This window comes from Anaerobacillus sp. CMMVII, assembly GCF_025377685.1.
GTDB lineage: Bacteria > Bacillota > Bacilli > Bacillales > Anaerobacillaceae > Anaerobacillus.
Genome location: NZ_JACEHK010000006.1, coordinates 143,602 through 162,022, shown reverse-complemented (window position 1 = coordinate 162,022; position 18,421 = coordinate 143,602). Strand labels below are relative to the sequence as shown.

At 36.0% G+C, this 18,421-nt stretch carries 12 protein-coding genes and 2 pseudogenes; 1 reads left to right on the top strand and 13 read right to left on the bottom strand.

Features of this window, described 5'->3' with window-relative positions; genetic code table 11:
- Positions 1–1,019 precede the first annotated feature (1,019 nt).
- Positions 1,020–2,264 (top strand): dicarboxylate/amino acid:cation symporter, encoded by a 1,245-nt coding sequence (locus tag H1D32_RS09960; protein ID WP_261178125.1) that lies wholly within the window; start codon positions 1,020–1,022, stop codon positions 2,262–2,264.
- Positions 2,265–2,484: 220 nt separating this feature from the next.
- On the opposite strand, the gene H1D32_RS09955 is transcribed toward H1D32_RS09960, so the two are convergent.
- The 13 genes and pseudogenes from H1D32_RS09955 to H1D32_RS09895 form a co-directional block, all read right to left on the bottom strand.
- On the bottom strand, positions 2,485–4,062 hold the full coding sequence (locus tag H1D32_RS09955) for a gluzincin family metallopeptidase (RefSeq protein WP_261178124.1): 1,578 nt from the start codon (positions 4,060–4,062) through the stop codon (positions 2,485–2,487).
- Positions 4,063–4,259: 197 nt separating this feature from the next.
- Complete coding sequence (locus tag H1D32_RS09950) at positions 4,260–5,270, bottom strand: S66 family peptidase (protein WP_261178122.1); 1,011 nt, start codon at positions 5,268–5,270, stop codon at positions 4,260–4,262.
- Positions 5,271–5,314: 44 nt separating this feature from the next.
- Positions 5,315–5,485 (bottom strand): annotated as a pseudogene (locus H1D32_RS09945) (Type 1 glutamine amidotransferase-like domain-containing protein); the annotation flags it as partial.
- 239 nt (positions 5,486–5,724) lie between these two features.
- Positions 5,725–8,832 (bottom strand): efflux RND transporter permease subunit, encoded by a 3,108-nt coding sequence (locus H1D32_RS09940; protein WP_261178121.1) that lies wholly within the window; start codon positions 8,830–8,832, stop codon positions 5,725–5,727.
- 25 nt (positions 8,833–8,857) lie between these two features.
- Positions 8,858–10,219 carry an efflux RND transporter periplasmic adaptor subunit gene (locus H1D32_RS09935; RefSeq protein WP_261178120.1) on the bottom strand — a complete coding sequence of 454 codons (1,362 nt, stop codon included), beginning with the start codon at positions 10,217–10,219 and terminating at the stop codon, positions 8,858–8,860.
- A 348-nt stretch (positions 10,220–10,567) separates the two neighbouring features.
- Positions 10,568–11,128: a hypothetical protein gene (locus H1D32_RS09930; RefSeq protein ID WP_261178119.1), complete on the bottom strand. Its 561-nt coding sequence runs from the start codon at positions 11,126–11,128 to the stop codon at positions 10,568–10,570.
- A 207-nt stretch (positions 11,129–11,335) separates the two neighbouring features.
- Positions 11,336–13,003, bottom strand: a complete 1,668-nt coding sequence (locus tag H1D32_RS09925; RefSeq protein ID WP_261178118.1) for an FtsX-like permease family protein — start codon at positions 13,001–13,003, stop codon at positions 11,336–11,338.
- Between the two features lie 280 nt (positions 13,004–13,283).
- Positions 13,284–14,036 carry an ABC transporter ATP-binding protein gene (locus H1D32_RS09920; protein WP_261178117.1) on the bottom strand — a complete coding sequence of 251 codons (753 nt, stop codon included), beginning with the start codon at positions 14,034–14,036 and terminating at the stop codon, positions 13,284–13,286.
- An 88-nt stretch (positions 14,037–14,124) separates the two neighbouring features.
- Positions 14,125–15,153, bottom strand: coding sequence for a sensor histidine kinase (locus H1D32_RS09915; RefSeq protein WP_261178116.1), 1,029 nt, complete (start codon positions 15,151–15,153; stop codon positions 14,125–14,127).
- Positions 15,150–15,824, bottom strand: a complete 675-nt coding sequence (locus H1D32_RS09910) for a response regulator transcription factor (RefSeq protein ID WP_261178115.1) — start codon at positions 15,822–15,824, stop codon at positions 15,150–15,152. Before H1D32_RS09910 ends, H1D32_RS09915 begins: the two co-directional genes overlap by 4 nt.
- Before the next feature lie 219 nt (positions 15,825–16,043).
- On the bottom strand, positions 16,044–16,427 hold the full coding sequence (locus H1D32_RS09905; protein WP_261178114.1) for a DUF302 domain-containing protein: 384 nt from the start codon (positions 16,425–16,427) through the stop codon (positions 16,044–16,046).
- Between the two features lie 170 nt (positions 16,428–16,597).
- A pseudogene (locus tag H1D32_RS09900) lies at positions 16,598–16,959 on the bottom strand (rhodanese-like domain-containing protein).
- 508 nt (positions 16,960–17,467) lie between these two features.
- Positions 17,468–18,418 carry an ABC transporter ATP-binding protein gene (locus H1D32_RS09895; RefSeq protein WP_261178113.1) on the bottom strand — a complete coding sequence of 317 codons (951 nt, stop codon included), beginning with the start codon at positions 18,416–18,418 and terminating at the stop codon, positions 17,468–17,470.
- Positions 18,419–18,421 lie beyond the last annotated feature (3 nt).

Genomic DNA, 18,421 nt, shown 5'->3' with positions numbered 1-18,421 from the left:
CTATCATGGCTTACTGCTGCAATTTACATAATTATGGAGAAAAAGCTGTCTTTTATAGACAGTACATTATTTTTTCTAGTCGCACTGGTCATCAGTATCAATTTTTCATGGATTATTATTGAGGAAATGGAATTAATTAGCCTTATCGAAAAGTGGTTACCCTACTCTGCTTTCCTATTAAATCGTAGCATTGTTACTCCATTTCTTATTCTAATAAGTATAAATGTAATCTTGATGTGTGCCCCCCTCTCTCTTTAAGCGATTGCGCAACCATAATGTTAAGATTTTTCAAATAGTATAGGCCACGGAAACGATTGTCCTATGACCAATAAAAAAAACGGTTTGAATAAGCTTCCTTAATTTGGACCCTAGACATATCTCTACTTATTAAGATATCATAGCTCTAGGCAATGCGTTTTATCGGGAGAAAAGGCTAGAACTTTTCAAGCGGTAAGGCGCTTTTTTTTGTTTAGGAAATATAATTGACTTGTGTATCACTTTGTCACAAAAAGTGATATACATGTGGGTCCCTATTAAAAGAAATGCTCCACGTATATAAACACTGGTTTTTCTAACTATAAAACCCCTAAGTGACGTTCATTCCGAACAAAATTTTTAAAAATAGTTCATACATAGACTCATTTCGTTCATTTATCCCTTTTCCCTTCAGGGTTTGCTATAATAGATAATCAGGCATTTTTCTGGTAACCTTCCTGTTCTGATTTACTCAGATCATTTCAATCTAGAAAGGAAATTTCATTTATCACGTTTCACAATGAAAAAAAAAGTAACTGTTGAAAACCATTTTATACTATAATAAACCTCTACTATTATTTATTTGTAAAATAATTATCTTAGTTAATGAATTTCATAATTCATTATTTCCGCTAATAATTTCTATATGTAGTTGTTTTAAAAGTATTCACAACTACATATAGTTTTATATACCTTGATCAAGGTAATTATGAAATTAACTCTAGTAAAATGGTAAATTAATAAAAATAAGGAGGAAACAAACTGTGAATTTAACTAAAAAAATTATTATTGCTCTTATTCTAGGTTTAATTGTCGGTTTAGGGTTTAACCTACTAGTACCTAGTGGTTTTGAAGTTGTAGATACCTATTTACTGACTCCAGTTGGAACATTATTTTTAAAATCAATTATGATGCTAGTCGTACCTCTTGTTATCTTTTCAATAATTCTAGGAACTGCTGGTATCAGTGACCCAAAGAAATTAGGTCGTATCGGTGGTAAAACCATTGCCTTTTATTTAATAACTACTGCTATTGCCCTTGTCATTGGTCTCTCGATGGCATATATCATTCAACCTGGTGCTGGTGGCGGTTTTGAAACAAGTGCTGCTGATTTTGAAGCAAGGGAGGCACCACCCTTTGTCGAAACATTACTAAATATTATCCCTACTAACCCAATCGATGCTATGGCTAAAGGCACAATGCTACAAATCATTGCCTTTTCCGTGTTAATCGGCTTTGCATTAGCTAGGCTTGGTGAAAAAACAAAAGGTATCCTTAATTTAGTGGAACAGGGTAACGAAGTCATGATGTACCTTGTTAATGTGGTGATGCTATTAGCTCCATACGGTGCTTTTGCTCTTATTGCGTCAGCAATTGGAAAATTAGGATTAGATGCATTACAAGCAATGCTTCTTTATATGATTGCCGTCCTTGGTGCATTATTTATTCATGCCATAGTTACTTATGGATCAGCCATTGCTGTTTTAGCAAAGCGTAATCCGATTGAGTTTTTCAAAGGTTTTGCACCTGCGATGATCGTTGCTTTTAGTACGTCTAGTAGTAGTGCTACACTACCTGTTTCTATGCGTACAGCCCAAGAAAATTTAAAAGTTTCTAAGTCTGTAAGTAGTTTTGTACAGCCATTAGGTGCCACAATTAATATGGATGGAACTGCTATCATGCAAGCTGTTGCAACTGTATTTATAGCTCAAGTTTACTTGATAGACCTATCATTCGGAGATTTATTAACTGTAATTTTAACAGCTACGTTAGCTAGTATAGGTACAGCTGGAGTACCTGGTGTAGGATTAATCATGCTAACAATGGTATTAACATCTGTAGGTTTACCAGTTGAAGGTGTTGCCTTAGTTCTAGCAGTAGATCGAATATTAGACATGACTCGTACAGCGGTTAATATTACTGGAGATGCAGCTTGTGCTGTTGTAATCTCAAAGGCAGAAGAAAAACAAAACTTAAAACAAAATTCTACAACAAATGCAGCTATTTAAGGTAGTGACGCTAGGATGTATTCCTAGCGTCTTTTATTATCTATTTTACTACCCCATCTGTCTTAACTATCTCTACTGCCCTAAAATCAGGGATTGAATAACCATGTATCTCATATTTAACTAAACTAGTCTGTATGGTATCATTACAACTCACTTTTTATCATTTTAGCCATTCATCCCCCACTTCAAATTTCCGTTAGAAAATTAAGTGGTAGGTAGTTCACAAGAATTGTCTACTAAAATACTCTGGATCCAAGTACTCACCTGTCGCCATCTTTATTTTTTCATTCCAATGCAAGGAAGCTCCAGGTTTAAAAAAGTGTTCAATTAAATACTTACCTACCTCTGGTTTAAATAGATTTGCGGATATATTCTGTTCGATGTAGGTTTGGAGCTGTGAGGCTGTTAATTCGCCGAGCAAATAATCTTGATAAGATGCTGGGGCGAGTGAGAAATGCATTTTAGCTGCCCAATCTGGAAACTGTGTTTCCTCTGGTGGATTGATGAATTGGATTTCTTGGACAAGCTTCCACCATAGGTTATTTAAGTCTTGATCCGGATTTTCATATAATTCTCTTTCGAAAAAAGAAAAAGTCATCATCCATCTTGCTGAAACTAGCATTTGACGTTGTAACAATCTTTCTGCGAACGGAGTGATTTTTGCTAATTCGTCTTCGTTTAAGCCAAGAAACTGCTTTTGCCAATCCCAGGTTTTGTTCATTCGACCAAAAAATAAGGCAATCGCTTCAGTTGTTAACGTATGTGAGTGAAAACGGAGAAGAAACGGTAGCGTCCTATCAATATACTTGAAATAAGCTGCATGACCGAACTCATGAAGTAAAGCAGTGCTCCAAAATACGCTTTCATCAAGATTAATTAATACCCTTACGTCCCCTTCTCGATCAATATTTGTACAAAATCCAAATGGATTTTTATTTTTTCGAGGATAGAGATCACTTTTTTCGAGAATATCGACAATGTCTAATCCCATGGCTTGGAAGGTGTTCGTAACGATTTGTTCTAAGTCTTTCCCTTTATAAAATTGATCCATATCAAACCCGCTCACTGGTGGGGCTTCTTGAAAAAATGGATCTACATAATGCCATGGACGTAATTCATCGATCGTGATTTCAAATTTATTTGCTAACTCTTGGTCGATTTCGTCTTTTATCTTCCGGAATGGTTCATTAGATAACTCCACTAATTTCTGAAACGTATTGAAAACGACATCCATCTCTAGTTCCTGCGTTTCAAAACTCATTTGATAGAAGTTATCAAATCCTAGCGCTCTCGCATCTGCATTCCGTTTTCTCACCAAGGTAAGGATATCCTTTTCAATCTTTTTCCCGATCTGTTTACTTGCTAGCCAAGCTTCTTTTCTTTCAGAATTATCTTTCCTATTTTTTAGGACATCCAATAAATCATTATTCGTAACTTCTTTTCCTTTAAGTTGAGGTCTGTATGTAGTAAAAACTTGTGATATTTTCTTTTCTAATTGTATCGTTTTGCTAACTTCTTCGGTTTCAATTTGATTTTTAACCATTTTGTTGTAAAGGTCATCTAACTGACGTCTTTGAAGTAAGCTTAAGTCCTCCCGTTTTTTATACGCCATCACTTGATGAAAAGCATCTGGGTCTGAAAAATTGGCAAAGTAAGTAACTAAGGCCTTTTCATGCTTTTCACTATACTCTTGTTGACCTGTGGTTGCAGCCATCCAACCATTGTATAGAACAGGTTTATATAAGGCTTGCATGCTTTTGTTCTGTTGTTCTAAAAATTCATCTATTTGTGATGGCAATTTTCTAATCCCCCTAATTTTGCTTGTTTTACTTAAAGGCCCTTTTCGTAAACTATGTGAATTTTCAATTAGTAGCCTTTTCTACAAAGATTGCTTTCTTTACACATCAGAATGGTAGGTTCGAAAAGATGCACGCCAAACTTTGTGAATTAGCCAAGTCTACTTTATTGAAAAACAACAATTTATGCTAAAGGAGCCTACTTAAAATGCTGAGTGACTATCCCTTTACCATTTTCTAATTCTACCTTAGCAAATGCACCATTTATCAAGGTTAATTGTGGTGGAACATGACCACAATCAATATCAAAAATGATCGGAATACAAAGTTCTTCATACAGTTCTTGATAAACGTCATCTATAGTATAGTTATTAACAGAAGTATTTGCAGGACTTCTCCCAAACATTATTCCTGAACAATGATCAAACCATCCAGCTAATTTCATTTGTACTAATGTCCTACGTATATCGGTCGTTGATAATTCACAGTTCTCGAAATACCATAAGATGGGTTCGCCATTGATATAATTCTTAGTAAAGTTTTGAACATCACCAAAAGGTGTACCTATTAGATGTCTGATTACGTCAATACACCCACCTAGTAAACGCCCTTCGATCATCACATTAGTAGAGATCGATTTCCATAACGTTTGCTCTGTTAGATGGAATACATATGGGGTTGGTTTATCAAATTGCCATTCTTTTTGGTATTTACTTGAGGAGGTTTGAAGGATTGGTGTCCCCGCTGTTGTTGATAATACTGAAAACCACATTGCGGTCGTATCATCAGAATATTCCCCTCTCAAATCTACTAAATTCGTCCCATGTGCTGTGGCTAAACCTGTCTTTAATGTGATTGCTAACAATAATAGACTAATATCAGAATAACCTAATAACCACTTGGTTTGTATATTTTCAAAATCTATATATTCTAGTGTTTCAATAAGAAGTTCTCCACCCCAAGGTGGGATGATGAGATCGATCCTATCATCTAGCATCATATTGTTAAACTCTTCTGCCCGCTGTTTGGCAGGTGCAGACTTTGCTTTATCCTGAGTCCAAGCTGTTTCACCACAGATGATGTGAAAACCTTTTTCTTCCATACGGCTGCATGACATTTTCAATAGTTCATGAAGTTCAGTTGGTACACCAGAGGAAGGTGCTGTCACTCCGATAGTTGCTCCTTGTTTCAAATTGGGATATCTTATCATGTGCAACCTCCAAGGTTTGAATATTTTTTATTTATCTTTACTAAGTAGAAGGTATAGTACCTTGATATGTAATTTTCTGAGTCTCCACTTGCAGTAGGAAGAAAACAAATTTTTGGTTTTTTCTTCCCAGACTTCTAAAGTTTATATTAATCTAGTAACGGATTTTCAGGCTCCATAGAGAACCCGCCACCTCCAAGAGCAATTATTTGTCTCAAAAACTTACATCCTTTCTAAATATAGTTTAGTAATTCTATTTTCCCAATAAAACCTATATTTTTACTATTATCTAACTTTAGACATAAATCCCTTCAGTTTATAAACATTATAATCAAAAATACAACTAAATTTCATTAATTACACTGAATTTATATAATTGACGATGAATTCCTATTAAAAAAAGGTATCTGTAAGGGGTTATGCCCCTTTAAAGATACCTTTTAGTTTTATTATTAATTTATATCACTTCGTTACTTTCCCTTTTCCCACGCCCAAACAACTTCTTCGACCAGTTTGTAAATTGGTCAGTATAGATATAGATGACAGGCACGAGGACTAAGGTAATAACAGTTGAGAAAGTTAAACCAAACACGATAACCGTAGCCATAGGGGCTTGAAGTTCAGCTCCTTCACCTAGACCAATCGCAAGTGGAAGCATCGCTAAAACAGTTGTTAACATTGTCATCAGAATTGGTCGTAGTCTTGTCGGACCAGCTTCTAAAATCGCTTCTTCTCTTGTCATCCCTTGGTCTCTTAACTTGTTAATGTAATCGACCAAGATAATGGCATTGTTAACGACGATACCCGATAACATAATGATCCCAATAAACGCAGGGGCGCTTAAAGGTCTTCCTGTTAAAAGGAACCCTGCCATTATCCCGATAAATGTCGCTGGTAAGCTAAACATAACAATGAATGGATATAAAACTTTTTCAAATTGGAAGGCCATTACTGCATAAACTAGAAAAATGGCTAGAGCTAAGGCTAGGACTAAATCCTTAAATGCATCCATCATCATTTCGTATTCTCCACCAGTGTTATAGTCATAACCGTCAGGGAAAATATATTGCCCTAATTCTTTTTCAATATCAGCAATTACACTTCCTAGGTCTCGATCCATAATATCACCAGTAATCGAAACTCCTCGTGATTGATTTTGCCGATTAATAACATTCGGCCCATCTGCTTGGACAAAATCAGCGACAGTTGATAATGGAATTGTATCTCCTGTTGGTGTAAGTAACGGGAGGTTTTGTAATTGCGTAAAGTTTTCTCGGTATTCTTCAGGTAAAATGACTGAGATACTAATCTCTTGACCATCAGTTCTCATCAGTGAGGCTACCTGGCCACTAATACTAGTTCTAACTGTATCTAATATTTCAGCATAGGATAAACCGAATTGAATGGCAACATCTCTATTCACTAGAAGCTGCATCTCAGGTCTTGTTTCCCCCATGGAGTGAGTAACGTTCGCTGTACCTGGTACTTCGCTGATGATAGTTGTTAAATCATCCGCAATGAATTTAAGCGTTTCTAAGTCATCTCCGCGAATTTCAATCTCAATCGGATTCCCACCCATACCATCACTTTCAAAAGATCGAACTGTTAGATCAATATTTGGAATTGTTTCTGAGAAACTTCTAAACTCCTCAATTAATTGATTAGTAGTAAGCTCTCTATCACTACCAGGTACAAGTCGAATATAAAAATTACCTCTATTAGACCTGCCACCTCCAAAGCCCATCATACCTCCCCCACCAATCGTGGTTTGAACCACTTCAGTGACGCCTGTATCAAGTAAAAAGGCTTCTAACTCTTTTACAGTTTCCCTTGTTTCTTCTAAGGTAGTTCCTGGAGGCACTTCAAAACTTGCCGAAATTTCCCCTTGGTCGAAGGCAGGCATTAATTCCATCCCTACAAGCCGAACTGTCCCTACACTTGCACCTAATAAGAGAATGGTTCCAAATACAATTGTTTTTTTATGGTTGATTGACCATCTAAGGATATGACGATAGCGATTGTTTAGACCTTCTAAAAGGTGACCAATGCTAGCCATTACTTTTCTTATTCCTTTTGGATCTTCTTCTACCTTCATCTCAGGTAATAATAGCCCTGACAACATCGGTACAATTGTTAACGCAACAACTAGTGAGGCTATTAATGTAAAACCTACCGTTAAAGCGAGTGGAAGGAAGATTTCCGCAGCTATTCCTTGTGTGAACACAATCGGAACAAATACAACCATACTCGTCATCGTTGACGCAATTACTGCAGAAGAAACTTCGGTAGCACCTTTGATGGCCGAATCGATACGGCTATAGCCTCTTTCACGGTACTTATAGATGTTTTCTAAAATAACGATTGAGCTATCAACTAATAATCCAATTCCTAAAGCAAGTCCACCTAGGGTAATAATGTTTATTGTTTCCCCAGCAAAATATAGGAGTGTAAAAGCAGAAATGACTGCAATCGGAATTGAAAGTCCAATTATTAACGTACTGCGGAGGCTTCGTAAGAATACCAATAATACTAAAATTGCCATTGCTCCACCGAGCAGCATGTTCATAACAACACTACTAATGGATTCTTTAATAAACATCGCTGAATCCATGATTGTTGTTAACATCACACCTTGAGGAATATCTCTTTGAAGTCGTTCAAGTTCTATATTGACGGCGTTAGAGACATCTAAAGTATTTGCATCGGCTTGTTTCGAAATATCAATGCTTAACGTTGGTTTCCCATTAACGAAAGCAAAAGATGACATCTCACGAAATGTATCCTTGACTTCAGCAATATCTGAGAGCTTTAAGGTTTGACCCGTTCTAGTTCGAACATTGATATTTTCAATATCGGAAATAGATTTAAAGTCTCCCACAATTCGAAGTGACATATCTTGGCCACCACGCTTGATTTCACCTGCAGGAGCACTTAAATTTTCCCCGCCTATCATCTGAGCTAATTGTGAAATAGTAAGACCGTACCTTTGAAGTAATGTAAGGTCAGGTTCAATAATAATTTCTCGTTCTTGACCGCCAGTTAAGTTAACAGAAGCTACTCCAGGAATACGTTCAATTTTTGGGATAATGATATCTTCTGAAATGTTTGTAAGTCTAGTCAATTCCATTTCTGCTGAAATACCAACCTGAATAATTGGCATTTGATTTGGATCAAAACGCATCGGAGTAGGATTTCCGGCACCGTCTGGTAGAACTTGACGAACCATGTCAATCCGGTCTCTAAGATCTAACATAACAGCATCTAGATCGGTATTAAAATCATACATTAAAATAATGACCGATTGATTTTGCGTTGAAATTGACTGTATAGTTGACAACCCTTCAGTAGCAGTTAGTACACCTTCGAGGGGACGAGTGACTAAATTCTCAACCTCTTGTGGCGCTGCCCCCTGATATGGTGTTGAAATAGCAACGATTGGCAATTCTAAATCTGGCATTAAATCTACTTTTAATCCAGTTAGTGAGACCACTCCCAAAATAATCATGACGAGAGCAACGATAATAACACCAACTGGTCGTTTTACAGATTGTTTGATTAAACTCATTTATGTTCCTCCGTTTTTTTAGGTGTTATTCATCAGCCTCATCGTCTTCAGAGGAGTCGCTTTCATCCCCAGAAACTGCTTCGTCACGTTCCTTTGAATAATTTAATTGCATGTCAAACTTTTGCCCTACATCGTTTCGAATATTAATAAATGCTCCATCATAAAGCTGGTGAGTTCCTCTTACGACAACGTATTCACCTTCAATTAATCCGTTTTCAACACTAAACCATTCTGTGGTTTCACCAATTATCGAAATTATACGTTTTTCAACTGTTTCACCATCACGGGTTACGTAGATCACTCTTTCATCATTTTCAACACTTACCGCTGAAACTGGTACAAGTAACTCCTCGTTTACGATAGCCGGAGTAAGGATAACCTCAGCAAGTAGCCCCACTCGTAAATGATTATCCGGATTAGCAAGAACAACTTCTACAGGATAGGCACGAGACTGTTCTGCAGGCATAATGCCGATATAAGTAATTTTCCCTTGATAGCTTTGATTTAAAGAGCGAATTTGAACTTCTACTTCTTGATCAACACTTATATTTGCTAACATTGCTTCACTAACATTTAGATGTACGACTGGCTCATCCATTTGAACAAGTTGTAATAGTGGCATTTGCGGTGATACTAGAGCCCCAACGCTTGTTGTAAAGTTGGTAATTTGGCCATCGATAGGTGCAGTCACAACAGCATTATTCTTTTGTTTCTCTGCCATTTCCACTGCAATTTTCGCTTGTTTCACTGAAGCAGTAGCTGCATCAATTTGCTCTGTTCGTTTTGCTTGTGCTAAAGCCATTTCCGCTTGTTGAACAGCTGTTTTCGCTTGTTTTACATCAGCTTCTGTTGGCATGTTGCTTTGAAGCAATCGTTTAAAGATTTCCTGAAGTTCTTCTGGAATATTTTCAAGAGCAACTGGTTCTGTATTTTCTATGCCCTGTAGCATTGAGTGCAATTCTTTCGTTTGAGCTACTTGCAATTCAGCCTGACGAATGCTTTGCTCTCTCATTGCTTTGGATCCTCTTAGATTTGCCTCGGCTGCCTCTAGGCCAGCACGAGCTTGAGAAACACTTAATTCTATATCAGATACATCAATTTCAATAAGAACATCACCACGCTTGACCGTGTCCCCGTTTTTCACATGAACTACCTTCACTTCACCAGCAACCAACGGAAGCACAGGTAATTGTTTACCCGCCATTACATTTCCGGAAAGCTTCAAATCGCTGGTAAGGACTCCCTTTTCAACCATAGCAATTTCAACTGGATGACGATTTGGTTCCACTGTTTCTTCCGCCTGCGTACTACTTTCTGTATTGCAACCTACTAAAGCTAGCAATCCTATTACTAGAATTAAAAGACTTAATTGCTTTTTATAAACCATGACTTTAACCCCCGTTAAGTTGTAAAATAAAATTCTTACTTCGCTATCCTACCATGACAAAATGAACACAATATGAACAGCAGGTTCATTTTCCCCAGAAAAAATTAAATTTTTATAGTTAATAAGTGAATTTCATAATTAACTTAATCAAGCTATCAAACGACAGTTAGAAAAAAAGCAAATTATGAACTTCATTGAAAATATTAATTAGTTTGAGACTACGTGTAGTCCTATCATTTCAATAACATCAATTTGCACCTCTTTTGTATAGTACTCAGTAGATTTAGGTACTAAAAATAAAAATATTTCAAATTTAATTTTTTGTTAGCTACAAGCGTAAAGTTACTTTCAGTTCACTTCAAAAATAATGTTCCCTGCCTCAGAATAACCTTTAATCAATCTGTCGTTTTCAGGCTCATGTACTAAAAAATAAGTTTTGTTCCCATATGTATCCTCAATAATATTTGCAGCTAAATACTCATCGCCCACTTTTATTTTTACATTATGGATTTCGGGATGATTGATATCTCCAAACGTAATTAAACGGTTTTCTTCGAGTGGTAAAAATTTGATAAAGGAAGTTAAATGATCAGTATAGGAGCGAGGAGCCTCCCAAGATGAATTCAAAAAACTCCACCCATTCTTGTTATTTTCAACAAAAAAATCAATTACTGGAACTGTGTGTTCAGTATTAACGCTATGATTTGTTAAATCGTCTGGATTTGCTTTTGAGATAACAAGTGCAAATCTATCAAACTTTTCAATATGAATTATCTCTTTTTTTTCAAAAAAGGGCATTTCTTGAGCGATTACTTCCTCTAGTGGAAGTGGTTTGTTATTGAAAAAAATAAACCAGACAAACACACTCGTTATTACAAACAGAGAAAGTAAAATAAATTTCCTCTCCATAAAAAGCTCCTTCCATATATTTTTAGTTTTAGCTCTTGGGTCGTAGTCGAGCTTATACACTTTGTTAGTACATGAGTAACGATTGTTATTCTTATTTTAACATAAAATGCCAAATTGCAATTATATCCGGTTTACTTACAAAAACAAACAAAGCCGACATCTATATAGGTGTCGGCTTTGTTTGTTTTTATGTAGAAAATTAGACTCCTATCTCACAATTTTCGAATACTGTGCTTTTGTTATAAAGTAGAAAAGTCCATATACAATTGCATATAAACAATACATGACTGCTGAAAAAGCTAAAACTTTTAGATAAGAATAGTTCGAAGCGATCATGGTTGAAAATACGACTGTATCAGCTGCTTTCATGGCAAAAACACTATGGAGAATACCGATAAAAAGTGGAACTAGAAAAATTGGAAACAATCTCTTTGTGATTACTTTTTTCTCAGTTTGACTGTCCATGCCGATTTTTTTAAGCATTTTAAACTGTCTTTTCTCTTCTACTGCTGCCATAACTTGCTTAAAATACAAGAGACTTGCTGTCATAAGTATGACGATTGCACTTATAAAAAAGCCAATGAAGCAGATGAGCCCAAAGGTTTCCATTAATTCGTTGTAACGGTTAAAGGCTGTTCGATAACCTCCAACATTCCCCTTTAATATTTGAGTAAGCTCGCGATTTAGCTTTTCTGAACGCAGTGCATTTTCAAAATTTAAGACAGTTGCTTTTTGTTCCGATTTCGTTATTTCACCGTTTTGTAAGAGTTCGATAAAATCTTCATCATCAACTACAATCGTTTGTAAGGTGCCAAAGAATAAGAAGTTCGAACGCCGCGTTGCTGTAATTGTTAATGTTTTGCTTGAAAAGTTAACGGAGTGGCCGATCATAGCCTTCTGCAACTCTACACTTACATATGGATTTAGGTATACTACCTCTCCAGATTCGAGTGAAACAGGTTTCGTATCGCTACTTGATAAAGAAATAAGTTTATTAAATTCACTCTTTGAATACACTCTAAAAGTTTCTTGCTCTGAGGAAAACTGATAATCTGTATTACCGACGGTTATTGGCTTTATTTCGGGCTTAGAACCATAAAGATCAAACGTACGTTTCTCTGTGATTGAAGTATTATTCCCTTCAAATACAACTTCTATCTGATCTGTTATTTGCTCTTGTCCCCCGTAATAATATAGGTCATAACCAATTGTATTGTAAGTATTTATCTCTACATTGCTATACAAGGTAAACCCAGTCGCAATGGCGGTCGTAGCTACAGCTGATAACACTGCAATAGTCGCCATTAATGAGGAAAGTGAATTCATTTGATGAGAAACCGAGGTAATCACAATTAGATTTTCACCTTGATAGTACCTACTTTTATATTTCTTTATGAAGCTAACTACTTTAGGTAATCCACCCCAAAAAAAGATATATGTCCCTGGTATAATTAGAAGGAGTATTAGGATAGCCAAATTAACAACGATGTCTGGATTCTGATGAGTAGCTATATAATATCCTGATCCAATTCCTATAAAAGATATAATCAAAACAATATTGGAGCCGTCCCAGCGCTCTTCTGACTTTTTCTCAGCCTTAAATAAATCGATTAATTCAAACTGATGAATTACTTTTAAGCCAGACAAGCCAATAAGGACAAATATCAATAAAAATAGGATGATCGTTATTAAGATAGCTTTTGGCTCTATCATAAAGGCGATATTCTCAGTAAAAGAAACTAGAGTGACATTTAGTAAAACCATCGCAACGAGCTTCGAAAAAAAGACTCCAACAGAAATTCCAATAATAAGGCTGATGACACCAACAATCATCGTCTCTAATAAAAGTAACTTTCCTATTTTTAAATTTGTCATACCGAATAAGGCATATGTAGAAATCTCTTTTTTCTAGCCTTGATAAAGCTGGTATTAGAGCTAACTAAAAAAAAGATGACAAAAACCAATACAATAAGACCAGAGCTAACCAGAAATGAACGATACCGATCACTATACGTGAATGCTGTTAGAATAGCTTCGTTAAAAAAAAGTGCTAAAAAAGTATAGGCCGTAAAAACACTAAAGCTAAGTGAAAAAAAATACATGAAATACTTTTGTTTATTTTGCTTGATATTACGAAGAGCTAAAGAAGAAAGCTTCATGTACGTTGTCCTCCAAGAACGCTCATTACCTCAATAATTGAGTCAAAGAAATGTTTCTTACTTTGCCCTGAATACAGTTCGTTGTAAATCTCTCCGTCTTTTATAAACATGATTTTTTGGCAATAGCTGGCGGCAAATACATCGTGAGTGACCATGAGTATGGTTGCTCGATAATCATGGTTAATATAGGTTAATAGCTCAAGTAGGTCCTGACTTGACTTCGAGTCCAGGTTTCCTGTAGGTTCATCGGCTAAGATCACCTTTGGATTTGTGATTAACGCACGACAAGCAGCGGCACGCTGCTGTTCTCCCCCCGAAACTTCATATGGATACTTATCAAGGACCTTCGTAATCCCTAAATCCATGACAAGTGGCTTAAGTTTTTCTTCCATCATTTCCACCTTATCGCCCTTTAGTGCTAATGGTAGAATTATATTTTCCTTTAATGTCATCGTTTCTAGTAAATTATAATCCTGAAATATAAAGCCAATGTTATCCATTCTGTGTCTAGCAAGATCATTTTTCTTTAGGGTTGCAATATCAGTTCCATTCATTATTATTCGACCGGATGTCGGTTTATCAATACTACCTAAAATGTTCAAAAGAGTTGTTTTCCCTGAGCCTGATGCCCCCATGACCCCGATAAACTCACCTTCATTTACTTCAAAGCTAATATCCATCAGTACATGATATCGTTTCACATCTGTTCCATAGATTTTGCTTAGATTTGATACTTTGAGTAGCTGCATTCTTTTCACCTCCGTAATTTCTTGATCTAACTATACTTCAGAATACAGATGGGAAAAATCGAATCATCTAACATTTTTTATACTAATCTTACATTTTTGTCACATCATGAATTGTCTTAGTTTTCATAAAGGTTATTCTAAACTCTGCATATTCTTGATAGTGAGAGTTTACTGTTAATTTGTGGCCTAACATGTCACTTAGCTTCTTAGCTAAATATAATCCATAGCCTGTAGCCTTCATTCCATGCCTTTGGACAGACGATGTAAACCCTTTATTAAATACTTGGCCAATGTCCTCTTCTAAAATACCGCTTCCGTAGTTTTTAATCGAAATGGTCGTTTCCAGATCAACGACATCTGTTTGAATGACAATTCCCCCTCCATAGTCCGTATATTTTACGGCGTTGAAGAGGATTTGCGAAAGGATGTAGGTACTCCATTTTTCATCAGTCAATATAATACCTTCCACTCCTTTAATGGAAAGGGTAAGTTTTTTATAGCTAAAAAAATTTGCATAGTCCTTAAGCGCAAGTGAAATGAGTCTCTTCGTATTCACCGCCGATATTTTATAATCATCATAAAATCGATTGGTTTTTATCTCATAAAAAACCTTTTCTACTGAATTTTCGATGGTAAATAATTCGTTATCTATGCTTTGATAAACTTTAGGGGGCATCTCATTTTCACTAGTTTCTAAAATTAATTTTGCTGCGGAAATTGGAACCTTTACATCATGTAACCACTTTTTTATGAAATCTAACTCATCTGCATATGTTGTACGTATCTTAGCCTGGAACTCTTCATCTGCTACGATGATATTTTGGACAAGTTCTCCGTACTTCCTATCTAAAGGATATGTAAAATTAGCTACTTCTTCTGTGCTAGCATGTAGTTCACAAAATCTTTTCATTCTTTTGAAGCGCGATTTGATTGTATAAAAATCAACTGCCACAAACAATACAAGCAAAAGTCCACAGCCAGTAGCAATATAGTCTACGTTTGATTGGCTACTAGATAAGTTTTGCTCAAGCTTATAAACGGTATATGAAAAAGAGCTAGCAAGGAAGAAAAAAACATAGGTTATCCATCTTTCTTTTAAATAGTCTAAGAAGCTCATAGTAAACGATACCCTTCACCTTTGATTGTTTTTATATATTCACCTAGTCCTACAATCTCCATCTTTTTTCGTAATCGATTCACATTAACCGTGAGTGTATTATCATCGACAAAACTTTCATCATTCCATAATGCTTTTATAAGCCTTGTCCGCGAAACAACATTGCCTTGGTTTCGGACAAGAAGAGTTAATATCCTACATTCATTTCTTGTAAGTTCAACTTGTTGTTCACCGCTAATCATTTGCTGTCGCTCTGCGTTTAGTAGTAAATCACGATGTTGTAGTACGTCTAAATTATGATTAATATACGAATAAGCACGCCGGAGTGTCGCTTGAGTTTTTGCTATTAATAGATCCATGGAAAATGGCTTTTCGATATAATCATCCGCGCCTTGTGAAATAGCCCTGATCTTATCCGCATCTGAATCTCTAGATGAAATAAAAACAATAGGAAGATTAGAGAATTCCCGAAATCTAGTACACCAATAATAACCATCATAGAATGGTAGATTAATATCCATTAATACAAGGTGAGGCTCAAAACTAGTATATATTGAAAGAACATTACTAAAGTCTACAACTCTTGAGGTCTTATAACCCCACTTATTTAAATGTTCCTCCAAAATAGAAGAAATGGTTTCATCGTCTTCAACTATCAGTATTTTATACATATTTGCCCTCTTCCTTTCTGTCATATGGCTGTTGTTTCTGAATCTCGGTTTGTTACTCTCAACATTTTCTTTTAATCTATCCTTATTAAAACAATTTGCGACGAATATTGCTACTGAACCGAACTAAAAACTAAAGAGCCTAAAGGCAATATAACCTTTAGGCTCTTTCTCACATGATATTTTTGACTGCCAACTAAACATCTGGAAGTATAATCAACCCTATATACTTCTATTTATAGCCGATACTAGCCTCTTTTCAATATCCATTGCAATACTGCTTAATTCTTCATCTTGGATAGCTTGTATTAAAAAGCTTGGTTTTGGCATGCCGATTTTCGTTTTTTCTTGGTCACTATATACGACAATTTTACATGGTAAAAAATAACCTACCATCTTACTTTTATCAAGGACTTTTTTTGCTTCGTGTGGATTACAAACTTCTAAAACCTTATATGGTTCTGAAAACTCTAAACCTTTTTCTTGTAGTTTTGCTTGAATATCGAATTCCCATAAGACACCAAATTTTTCCTCGGCTAAAGCCCCTTTTAACTTTTCAATCGTTTCATCTATTCCTGTTGTTGCTTCAACTGTATAATCAAACATGAAAATTCCTCCCTTAATTCAAAATGTACAACATTCGCACTCTAAGTTCTCACTTCCTAGATGAAGGATCCTTCTGAGAGACTACACCCCCAATACTCATATAGGTATACTCTATAACGCTAGAGATCCCTAGTCAAATAATTTGACTAGGGATTTTTGTATATGAAATTTTAACCTCCCCAACTACTCATGCCACCTCTTACATTCGTTACTTGTTTGAAACCATGTTTTTTGAATACTTTACTAGCCTTGTTACTTCTCATTCCACTTTGGCAAATAAGCACAACTTCCTTTTCCTTAGAAAGTTCACCAGCTTTTTGAGTGATTAGATGTAACGGGATATTTTTAAAACCACGAATATGATTTGAGTTAAATTCTCCTGGTGTACGTACATCGATAAATTGTTTTGATTTATCCTTTAATTCCTTTTTAATTCTGTAGTTGTTACCTGGCGAACACCTTTAACTGGTATAAACCGTTGAACAAGAAAGAAAACAACTAGTCCAAATAATAGGTAATTGATATATTCCATATTTTTATCACTCCTTGGTGTTTTTAGGTCACAAATACCCTATTAGGTATATTACTAAAAAGAGCCAAGATCGTCAATGTATAACAATGGAAATAAAGCTCGTTCCCCCACCGCCCCACAATAGAATGTAGTATTATCGAAACAAAAAAGACACCTACCCTAACGATAAATGCCTTCTACAGATTCAACCGATTCATACAAGTACCAAGCAGTGTCCTTCCCTCACACCTTTCCATTTAGGGACGTAAATAATTATATGCTTAGATTATTCCTCGTCTTCTTCACCGCTTCTTCTAGTATTTTGGAACGGAAGTGTATCCCAAAAGCTCGTATCCACTGTCTCAATTGATCCGTTGTATTTTAATGGAAAAGTCAGCTAAATCATACTCCCATTTAAAAGTCATTACCATTTTACTATTGTACCAAATGTTCATGTCGACACCTGTAGAACGTTTGTTCTAAAAGAGGTAAATAAGACTAATCAACCGTTAAGCACACCTTAAACCACCTACTCAAATAAATGACAAGCGGTAAAATGTCCTTTTTTCACTTCTTTCCATTCAGGAATGTGTTGGGCACAGATATCCATCGCGACTGGGCAGCGTGTTCTAAAAACACAACCACTTGGTGGGTTTATTGGACTTGGTACTTCTCCTTCTATGATAATTCTTTCTCGAGTAAGCCCCGGATCCGGTATTGGCACTGATGATAATAATGCCTTTGTATATGGGTGTAACGGTTCATCATATAGTGTCTCGCTATCTGTTAGCTCTACCATATTTCCAAGGTACATGACTAAAATGCGATCAGAAATATATTTTACCATTGAAAGATCATGAGCGATAAACAGATACGTTAGATTTAGTTTTTGTTGAAGTTCTTTTAGCAGGTTTACAACCTGAGCCTGGATCGATACGTCAAGTGCAGAGATTGGCTCATCACAGACGATAAACTTTGGGTTTAACGCTAAAGCCCTGGCAATTCCTATTCTTTGTCGTTGTCCACCACTAAATTCATGAGCAAAACGACTCATATGTTCAGCGTTTAACCCAACAAGCTCAAGCAATTCTTTAATTCGCTTTTTCCGCTCTTTTCCTGTAGCTGCTTTATGTAAATCCAAAGGTTCGCCAATGATGTCTTCGACGGTCATCCTTGGATTTAAAGAAGCATATGGGTCCTGGAAGACAATTTGCATTTGTCGTCTCAATTTCTTCATTTCTTTCGGGGAGAGGCGTGAGATATCCACACCATTAAAAAATACTTCTCCACCAGTGGGATTATACAATCTGATGATTGTTTTTCCAGCTGTAGACTTCCCACAGCCACTTTCACCAACTAAGCCAACGGTTTCCCCTTCCCTAATAGAAAGGGATAGATTATTCACAGCCTTTAACTTTTTTCCGTCTACATCAAAATATTTTTTTAATTGCTTAACTTCCAATAGCGGTTGTTCTACCATTGA